This window comes from Wolbachia endosymbiont of Nomada ferruginata, from assembly GCF_001675785.1.
In the GTDB taxonomy this organism is placed as follows: Bacteria; Pseudomonadota; Alphaproteobacteria; order Rickettsiales; family Anaplasmataceae; genus Wolbachia; species Wolbachia pipientis.
The window spans coordinates 1-8,407 of record NZ_LYUY01000056.1; the positions used below are offsets into that span (position 1 = coordinate 1).

Here is an 8,407-nt window from a genome sequence, read left to right on the forward strand (position 1 = left end):
ATGCTAAAACAAACGTTTTTGACGAGATTGTATGAAAATCTGGATCCCAGTGTCAAGCACTGGGATGACACCTTTATGTTTGAGGCAAAACCGGCCATAGCATTTAACACACTGCCTTCGCAAAATGTTCGTACAGTTGTTCGTTACGTGCTGGAATGACAAGGTGGAGTGTCTTTAGATGTCATCCAAGTAGCTGACACTGGGATCTAAAAAATTTAATTTATATATAAAGTTTGTTTAAACTATTTTCAAAACAGATAAAATATAATTTTACAATTAGCGTAAATAAAATGAATTATGATGTAATCATTTCAGGTGGTGGGTTACTTGGTCTTATTACTGCCATTGGCCTCAGTTGTGACTCTGTGTCTGTAGCTGTGATTGAAAAAAATAGTCTACCACGTGTAGTAGATGATAATCGAGCATTTGCTATTTCTCAAGGCTCGAAAAAAATATTGGAAAAGTTAGGGATTTGGCAGTTTGTGGAAAGTGAAGCTGAGCCAATACTTGATATATGCATATTAGATGCGGTTACTGTGCATTACAATCATAAAATGGTTAGCGAAGAGCCAATGGGTTATGTTATCAACAATGCTACTATATGGAATGCAATCAACAATAATTTTCTAAATAAACTGAATATATACTTTCCACATTCCTATAAAACAATTGCTTGTGATTCAGGATATGTGGAAGTGATTCTTGATAATAACCAGGAATTAATATCATCGCTACTTATCTGTGCTGAAGGCAAAAACTCTAAATTACCAGAGTTATTTTCTATACCGACAGTGAAATTTGACTATAAACAAAGTAGCATAGTATTTAATGTAAAGCATGAACTGCATCACCAAAACTTAGCTGTGGAGCGTTTTTTCCCTGGCGGTCCATTTGCAATTCTACCGATGAAGGGTGGCTATACTTCTTCGATAGTTTGGACAGAAAAATCTGAAATTTCAAAAATGCTAATGGATCTGTCTGAAGAAGAATTTATTATAGAGCTTAAAAAAAGATTTGGTTCTTATTTAGGAGAGATAAAATTAGAGGGTGAAAGAAAACTTTATCCTTTAAGTTTTGCTTTCGCAAAAAAGTTATATAAGGGTAGAGTTTTGCTTATCGGCGATGCAGCACATTCAATTCATCCAGTTGCAGGTCAAGGGCTTAATCTTGGAATTAGAGATGTAGAAAGTGTTATAAAGCACGTAGTTGCTGCAAAAGCGGCTGGTACTGATGTTGGCAGTAGTTATTTATTAAAGAAAATTTCACGTAACAGATACTTTGATAATTTTACAATGGCGCTTGCAACTGATGGATTAAATAGGATGTTTTCCAACAGAATATTCTGCGCTAAAGCACTAAGAAATCTTGGCTTGATTGCAGTTGAAAATTCAAATTTCCTCAAAAAACGCTTCATTCGGCATGCTATGGGATTTATATAAATCACTATTTTATAGCTAATGCAAGTCAGGTTTCCCATGTCATACCGCCGCGGTATCTTGGCCGCTAACACGTAGCGGGATGACGAATGTATCTGTTCAGCAGTTGTGTTAAAAGTCAATAGAAAAATTGATGTAGCTGTGGATAAGTACTTTTATCTGTATAAACGTGCTTATCCACAGCTATGCTGGCTCTTAGATAGAAACAGACAGAGAGTTATATTCCTCAGTAAAAACCCTGTCATCTCTGACTAAAGAGTTAGCAAGAATAAGCAATTTCCTCATGGCAGCAGTGGAAGCAATTTTATATGGCTTTTTATATTGACTATATAATCTAGTAAAGAAAGGTTTGATATAGGAATTAGGGGGGGAGGGGGGGATGTATGGTCCCAGAGTGTGATGGTATGATAAAATATGAGAAAACAATACCATCAAAGGAGGAATTATGGGACAAATATTACATGGGTGCGCCAAAACAACAGAGACAATTCGTAGAGCAATACAAAATAGTAAAGAGAGCATAGCAAAACTCTCCAGGTACTATAACCTTAATCCAAAAACTATCATTAAATGGAGAAAACGGTCTTTTGCCAAAGACGCTGATATGGGTCCGAAGCATGCAAGATCAACTGTTTTAACTTTAGAAGAGGAGGCTGTAATTGTTGCATTTCGTAAGCATACTCTATTGCCATTAGATGATTGTCTCTACGCTTTGCAAACCTCAATCCCACACTTGACTCGCTCTAGTCTACATCGTTGCTTACAGAGGCACAGCATTAGCAGACTACCAGATGTTGATGGCGAAGTTAAACCAAAAAAGAAATTCAAACAATATCCTATAGGCTATTTCCATATTGATATTGCAGAAGTCAGAACAGAAGAAGGAAAGTTATATTTGTTTGTTGCAATAGATAGAACATCCAAATTTACGTATGTTGAGTTGCATAAAAGTGCTACAAAACCTATAGCTGCTGAGTTTCTACGTAATTTGATTAAAATTTTACCATATAAAATCCACACTATTTTGACAGATAACAGTGTACAATTTACCAACCAAAAACGCCATAAATACGCTTTTCAACATATATTTGATAGAGCTTGTGAAGAAAATGACATTGAACACCGTCTAACAAAAGTTAGCCATCCTTGGACAAATGGGCAAGTTGAGCGTATGAACAAAACTTTAAAGAATGCCACTGTTAAGAAGTATTACTATCAGTCTCACCAGCAACTCAAAGAGCATCTTTATGACTTTGTTATGGCCTACAATTATGCTAAAAGACTCAAAACTCTTAAGGGTCTTACACCTTTTGAGTTTATATCTTTACAGTGGACAAAATCTCCTGAATTGTTCATACTAAATCCACACCATCACACTCTGGGACCATACACTCCCTGTGTTTCGTAATATTATACAATCAAATTGATAAAAGCTGTATTATCTCCTTGCAGCATTAAGTGTATATTTTTTGCTATTTTTTCCACTAAGGGAGTAACATTATCAAAATTTGAAAATTTTGATAACACATAATCTGCTAAGCTTCTTTGATCTTCAGGTCTACCCACTCCAAATCTCAAGCGCCAATAATCGTTGCCAATAAAACTATCTATGGATTTAAGTCCATTATGTCCAGCAGAGCTACCACCTTTCTTTATTTTTATTCTTCCAAGTTCCAAATCAGCGTCATCGTGTATGACAACAATATTATCTAGCGATAATTTGTAAAAATTTCGTATTTTTGCAACAGGGATGCCTGAATTATTCATAAATGAATAAGGCTTTATTAACATGATTTTATTATCATTAATTATGCCAGAGGTTATTAGATAATCGGCTTTTTTAGAGAACGACTGGAAATTCCAATATTTGCAAATTGTATCAACTACGATGAAGCCGATATTATGATAAGTTAACTCATATTGACCACCAGGGTTACCAAGCCCAACTATCAGGTGCACTATTCCTCTGTTTCTGCTTGAGGTTCTTCAACGTCACTATCGGCAGCAGAAATTGTAACAATGGTAAAATTTTCTTCTTCATGAGCTACAAACTTAACACCTTCTGGTAATTTTACATCATTGATATGTATAGATTGGCCAATCATTTTACCGGATAAATCAACTTCTATAACCTGAGGTATTTTATCAGGAGAGCATTTAACAGCAATAGAACGACACAAAACATTAAGCACTCCACCTAATTTGATTCCTGGAGCTTTACTTTCATTCACAAATGATAGAGGTATGTCTATTTTAATTTCGCTGCCTTTATCAACAAACTGAAAATCAACATGTTGCACAGTATCCTTTACTACATGCAATTGGATATCGCGAACAAGAGCATATTCCTTTTTGCCCGAAATATTCAGCTCTATCAAATGTGCAGAAAGAGAGCCTGACTTATATTGCTTTGTGAATTCCTTTGCAGACAATGTCAAATTTACATTATCATGGCCCTTTCCATATATGATTCCAGGGATGTTTCCTTTCTTCCTTAGAGAATGCATCGCTTTTGTTTTTGTTATATCACGTAACTCTGCATTAATTGTTACTATTTCCTGTTGCGTCATCGGTTACTCCTATTCAGCTAATCCTTTTAATATAATTTAATAATAATATAACATAAAAATATTTATTTCAAACTTCATTCTTTCATACTAATTGTTTGTGAAAGGATTTATTTAGATACATATTTAAGCTTATTTAACAAGAACTATGGGCATTGACGATAAAGTAGTTTTTAGGATTTATAGACCAACAAGAACTGCAACACAATCTGGTTTAGGTAATACAAATTTCTGGCACCTGAAAATTGAATCTGGCTCTTACTACATTGAACCTTTAATGGGGTGGGTTGGCTCAAAAGATCCAAAAAAACAGATTGTATTAAAGTTTGATTCTCTTGAAAAAGCAGTATTCTACGCAAAAAAACGCAACGTTAAATACATAATTGAAATGCCAAAAAATGTTAAGAGGCTGCCAAAATCTTACGCAAGCAATTTCATACTAAAGTAAGGTTTATTGTGGTGTGCTTGTCTGTAAAAGGTAAGGCTTAATATAACCAATTTAATTCTGGGTTTTAAGTTGTGCTAGCACACTGCGGCCATTTAAAGAGTCAAGATTTTTAACCTGGCTAGCCAGTATTAAAGAGTTATTTTTCAGGTATTTCTTTACAAGACTTGCAAGTCTTTTTGGATTATTCAAATAGCTCCATTCTGCTTGTAAAACTTTTATATCACTTTGTACTAAACTAATTTCACTTTTTATTTTTATTAGCTCTCTATTTAACGACTGAACATGTAATTTTACCTTAAATAGTCCTACAATGCTAAGAAAAAACACAACTATTGAGATGATGCAGAAAGTTCTCACGACAACCTCTGTATAGCTCTTAGTTTTGCTGAGCGTGAACGCGGATTTGCACTTACTTCTTCTATACTTGCTTCGATCACTTTTTTATTTAGAAGAGAGAATGTCTTGCAATCAGTAGCACATAAATCTTTAAAAAAAGTTTTGACTATACGATCTTCTAAGGAATGAAAGGTGACGACAATTAATTTGCCATTCTCACTTAAAATCTCAGATGCAGCTTTAATGCCCTTTTCAAGTTCTCCCAGCTCATCGTTTACCCATATTCTGATTGCCTGAAATGTTCTGGTTGCAGGATCAATTTTGCTTTTTCCACGAAATACCACGGAACGTACAATATTCGCAAGCTCAAATGTAGTTTTGATATTTTTCTTCTTCCGTGCATTTACTATTGCTCTTGCAATTTTGCAAGAATGATGCTCTCCTCCATAGTTATATATAGTATTTGCAATTTCTTCTTCGCGTAAAGCGTTAACAAACGTTGAAGCGTTTATATAAGAAGAGTTATCCATACTCATATCGAGTGGACCATCATGTAAAAATGAGAACCCTCTATCTCCGTTATCAAGCTGCATAGATGAAACTCCGATGTCAAAAACTATTCCATCGATACCTTCAATATTGTTGCTATCTAATAAATTTTTAATATTACTAAACTTCTCAATAAATAGTTTTATTCTATCGGGATATTTAACGCTTAAATCATCATAAAACTTAGTTACCGTTTCATCTCTATCAATTGCATATACTTTGCAATCAGCTGACTCCAATATTGCTTTGCTATACCCTCCAGCTCCAAATGTGGCGTCCACGTATATGCCACCATCCTGCGGTGATAGTAGTGATAGCATCTCTTTTAACAAAACTGGAGTGTGTGTCATATCAAAAAATTTAAGTACAGTTGGTGTAGATATCCTACTCTACTCTACTCTTCACATCAATTTTATTTATGTACATAGATTTTCTTGCCAAAATATGGTATCTTATCGGAATATATGAGCAATAATATTAAAATTAAGGTTTAATATTGTTAATATAATATTCACATAACGTTCACATTTTTTTTCATATATAAGATCAAACAGGCTATAGGGAAATTATGCAGCAAATAACAAAAGTAATATTTTCAAGTTTGATTTGTAACACTTTATTGTGGTATGACCACATGCTTTTTGGCCACTTAATAAACATAATAGGTGGTGTGTTTTTTCCATCGGATGATCAACTAACCAGCGTATTGAAGGCTTTTGGAGTGTTTGCAGTGGGTTTCTTAATGAGACCAGTCGGTGCTGCTATATTTGGTCACATTGGTGATAAACATGGCAGAAGAGTTGCCTTATTGCTCTCGATTATATTAATGACTTTATCAACCGTATTAATTGCTTTTGTTCCAGGTTATCAAAGCATTGGAATACTAGCGTCAATGCTGGTAGTGTGTTTAAGATTATTGCAGGGTATATCTCTTGGAGGAGAAGCAGGAAATGCACCATTTTTAATAGAACATGCTCCTAAAAACAAAAAAGGATTTTTTGGCAGCATTGAAGTATTAAGCGCAATTTTTGGTTCAGTATTAAGCCTGATAGCGGTACTCATATGCAAAAAAGTATCTGATTTTGAATCTTGGGGGTGGAGATTACCTTTCATTTTCAGTTTAGCAATGGGATTAACTAGCATATATATGAGATATATACTTGATGAAAGCCCAGAGTATAAAAGACAGAAAAATCCGTCTAAATTGCCACTAAAAGAGTTATTAAACAATTACAAAAAGCCTGTTCTAATATCAATAGGTATTGACTTGGTTGAAAATGCGTCTCTCTATATATATTTGGTATTTTTCAATGTGCTTACGAATAAAATATTAACAGTAAATACTCATTTTAATCATATAGTGGAAATACTGAGTCAAATTGCGCTCGGAGGATTGACAATATTATTTGCTATACTTTCTGATAAGATAGGAAGAGAAAAAGTTATGAAGTTTGCATTTATAACTTTTGTAATAGTAAGTTATCCAGTTTTTTCAATGTTATGTACTGGCGATTACTTGCTCACTTTTATGGCACACATTCTTTTTATAATTCCAATAGCTGCATCGCTTGGTCCTGTCAGTGCACTTATGTGCGAATTATTTCCAACAAAGGTTCGATACAGCGGATTTGGTTTATCAAGAAATATAGCTGCTGGATTTTTTGGTGGCCTTGCACCATTTATATGCACAACAATTATCAAGGTTACAGGACAAGAGACTTCAGCTAGTTTTTACATGATTTTCTGTGCATTAATTGGGCTAGTTGCTATATCGCAAACTAAGGGTGAGCTTTCTTCAAGATCCAAATAGTTGCAGAGTTCAAAAAAATCTAATTATATGGCGGGAAGTGCCAATTTTTAGGTGATAATGTGAATATTTCAGCACCATCTTTAGTTACTCCGAGCGTATGTTCAAATTGAGCAGAAAGTGAAAGATCGCGTGTTGTCACTGTCCAGTCATCAAGTTTACTGAGCAGAGTCTCATGTTTTCCAGCATTAATCATTGGCTCTATTGTAAAAAACATACCTTCCTTCAAGACAAGATTTTCATCTTGATCATAGAAATGCACTACATTTGGTGGAGCATGAAAGACTTTTCCTATACCATGTCCGCAGTAGCTGCGTACGATAGAATATCCAAAATCTCTAATATATTTCTCTATAGCGAGCCCTATTTCATTTAACTTATTGCCGGGTTTAACTTGTTTAATTGCTTCCATCAATGCATGATAAGTAGCGTCACACAAACGTTTTGCTTTTATTGATGGCTTGCCAACCCAAAACATGCGACTTGTATCACCATGCCAGCTATTTAAAATCACCGTAACGTCAATATTCAAAATATCTCCATCTTTAAGCGGTTTATCATCAGGAACACCATGGCACACAACTGCATTTTTTGAAGTGCAAATTGATTTTGGATACCCCCTATAGTTTAGTGGTGCTGGAATTGCACCTGCATTAATTATAAAGTCATGGCATAGATCATTTAACTCATTGGTTGTCACCCCTACCTTTACGCATGGTGCAATGAAATCAAGAGTTTCAGCAGCAAGCCTGCCAGCCTTGCGCATAAATTCAAAATCTTCTTGTGAGTGTATAGTTATGTTCATATTTTCCATGTCTTATTGTAATTGGTACGCTTACTCGCAAGTACATAAACATAATAATTTTACATATTATAAAAATAAGTCCTATGGATCCTAGTGTCAAGTCATTTATATGACAAGTGGTCAAGCAAGAAGTCTATTTAATAATCTGAACTATACAACTACTATCTCAGGATAATCTGAAGATTTTTTGTGATAGTAATCGATGCTCTTAGGATTCACCTCAATATAAGTATTGTAGATACGATTCTCAAAACCACCTCTCTCTTGTTTTTTAGAGATACGCTTTTCTTCAATTTGTTCTATTGATAGTCCACTTTCTTTGCCTAATGCATGTATGACCTCAAGTAAATCGGCTAACTCTTCAAGGTTTTCATCTGAGGTTTTAGATACCGTCTTGTAAGTCAACGAGAAAAATATAAAAATGTTATCTTTTGGTCCATATAAGTTTGTTCCAACAAG

At 34.6% G+C, this 8,407-nt stretch carries 10 protein-coding genes; 4 read left to right on the forward strand and 6 right to left on the reverse strand.

The window, feature by feature from the left end; all coding sequences use genetic code 11:
- Positions 1–290: 290 nt before the first annotated feature.
- Complete coding sequence (ubiH, locus tag BA053_RS03980) at positions 291–1,439, forward strand: 2-octaprenyl-6-methoxyphenyl hydroxylase (RefSeq protein WP_065094972.1); 1,149 nt, start codon at positions 291–293, stop codon at positions 1,437–1,439.
- A 442-nt stretch (positions 1,440–1,881) separates the two neighbouring features.
- Positions 1,882–2,844: an IS481-like element ISWpi4 family transposase gene (locus BA053_RS03985; RefSeq protein ID WP_012673056.1), complete on the forward strand. Its 963-nt coding sequence runs from the start codon at positions 1,882–1,884 to the stop codon at positions 2,842–2,844.
- Between the two features lie 2 nt (positions 2,845–2,846).
- Here the strand turns inward: BA053_RS03985 and pth are convergent, their stop codons facing one another.
- Positions 2,847–3,395, reverse strand: a complete 549-nt coding sequence (gene pth / locus BA053_RS03990; protein ID WP_065094970.1) for an aminoacyl-tRNA hydrolase — start codon at positions 3,393–3,395, stop codon at positions 2,847–2,849.
- Positions 3,395–4,006, reverse strand: coding sequence for a 50S ribosomal protein L25/general stress protein Ctc (locus BA053_RS03995; protein ID WP_010962412.1), 612 nt, complete (start codon positions 4,004–4,006; stop codon positions 3,395–3,397). Before BA053_RS03995 ends, pth begins: the two co-directional genes overlap by 1 nt.
- 145 nt (positions 4,007–4,151) lie before the next feature.
- Here BA053_RS03995 and BA053_RS04000 point away from each other — a divergent pair, with 145 nt between their 5' ends.
- Positions 4,152–4,451 carry an NADH dehydrogenase ubiquinone Fe-S protein 4 gene (locus BA053_RS04000; protein WP_065094969.1) on the forward strand — a complete coding sequence of 100 codons (300 nt, stop codon included), beginning with the start codon at positions 4,152–4,154 and terminating at the stop codon, positions 4,449–4,451.
- Between the two features lie 51 nt (positions 4,452–4,502).
- Here the strand turns inward: BA053_RS04000 and ftsL are convergent, their stop codons facing one another.
- Complete coding sequence (gene ftsL, locus BA053_RS04005) at positions 4,503–4,808, reverse strand: cell division protein FtsL (RefSeq protein WP_065094968.1); 306 nt, start codon at positions 4,806–4,808, stop codon at positions 4,503–4,505.
- Complete coding sequence (rsmH, locus tag BA053_RS04010; RefSeq protein WP_065106787.1) at positions 4,805–5,686, reverse strand: 16S rRNA (cytosine(1402)-N(4))-methyltransferase RsmH; 882 nt, start codon at positions 5,684–5,686, stop codon at positions 4,805–4,807. The genes ftsL and rsmH overlap by 4 nt, the downstream gene beginning before the upstream one ends.
- 218 nt (positions 5,687–5,904) lie before the next feature.
- Here rsmH and BA053_RS04015 point away from each other — a divergent pair, with 218 nt between their 5' ends.
- Positions 5,905–7,146: an MFS transporter gene (locus tag BA053_RS04015; RefSeq protein WP_065094966.1), complete on the forward strand. Its 1,242-nt coding sequence runs from the start codon at positions 5,905–5,907 to the stop codon at positions 7,144–7,146.
- 19 nt (positions 7,147–7,165) lie between these two features.
- Here BA053_RS04015 and map read toward each other — a convergent pair whose 3' ends face one another.
- Together map and BA053_RS07655 are read right to left on the reverse strand one after the other, a co-directional pair.
- Positions 7,166–7,948 (reverse strand): type I methionyl aminopeptidase, encoded by a 783-nt coding sequence (map, locus tag BA053_RS04020; protein ID WP_082941408.1) that lies wholly within the window; start codon positions 7,946–7,948, stop codon positions 7,166–7,168.
- Positions 7,949–8,098: 150 nt separating this feature from the next.
- Positions 8,099–8,407: nucleoside triphosphate pyrophosphohydrolase (locus tag BA053_RS07655; protein WP_167347039.1), on the reverse strand; the 309-nt coding region annotated here is incomplete at its 5' end.

Coding starts and splice junctions, on each gene's coding strand:
- BA053_RS04015 (WP_065094966.1), top strand. CDS start 5,905: ATGCAGCAAATAACAAAAGTAATATTTTCAAGTTTGATTTGTAACACT.
- BA053_RS03995 (WP_010962412.1), bottom strand. CDS start 4,006: ATGACGCAACAGGAAATAGTAACAATTAATGCAGAGTTACGTGATATA.
- BA053_RS04000 (WP_065094969.1), top strand. CDS start 4,152: ATGGGCATTGACGATAAAGTAGTTTTTAGGATTTATAGACCAACAAGA.
- ubiH (WP_065094972.1), top strand. CDS start 291: ATGAATTATGATGTAATCATTTCAGGTGGTGGGTTACTTGGTCTTATT.
- map (WP_082941408.1), bottom strand. CDS start 7,948: ATGAACATAACTATACACTCACAAGAAGATTTTGAATTTATGCGCAAG.
- rsmH (WP_065106787.1), bottom strand. CDS start 5,686: ATGACACACACTCCAGTTTTGTTAAAAGAGATGCTATCACTACTATCA.
- BA053_RS03985 (WP_012673056.1), top strand. CDS start 1,882: ATGGGACAAATATTACATGGGTGCGCCAAAACAACAGAGACAATTCGT.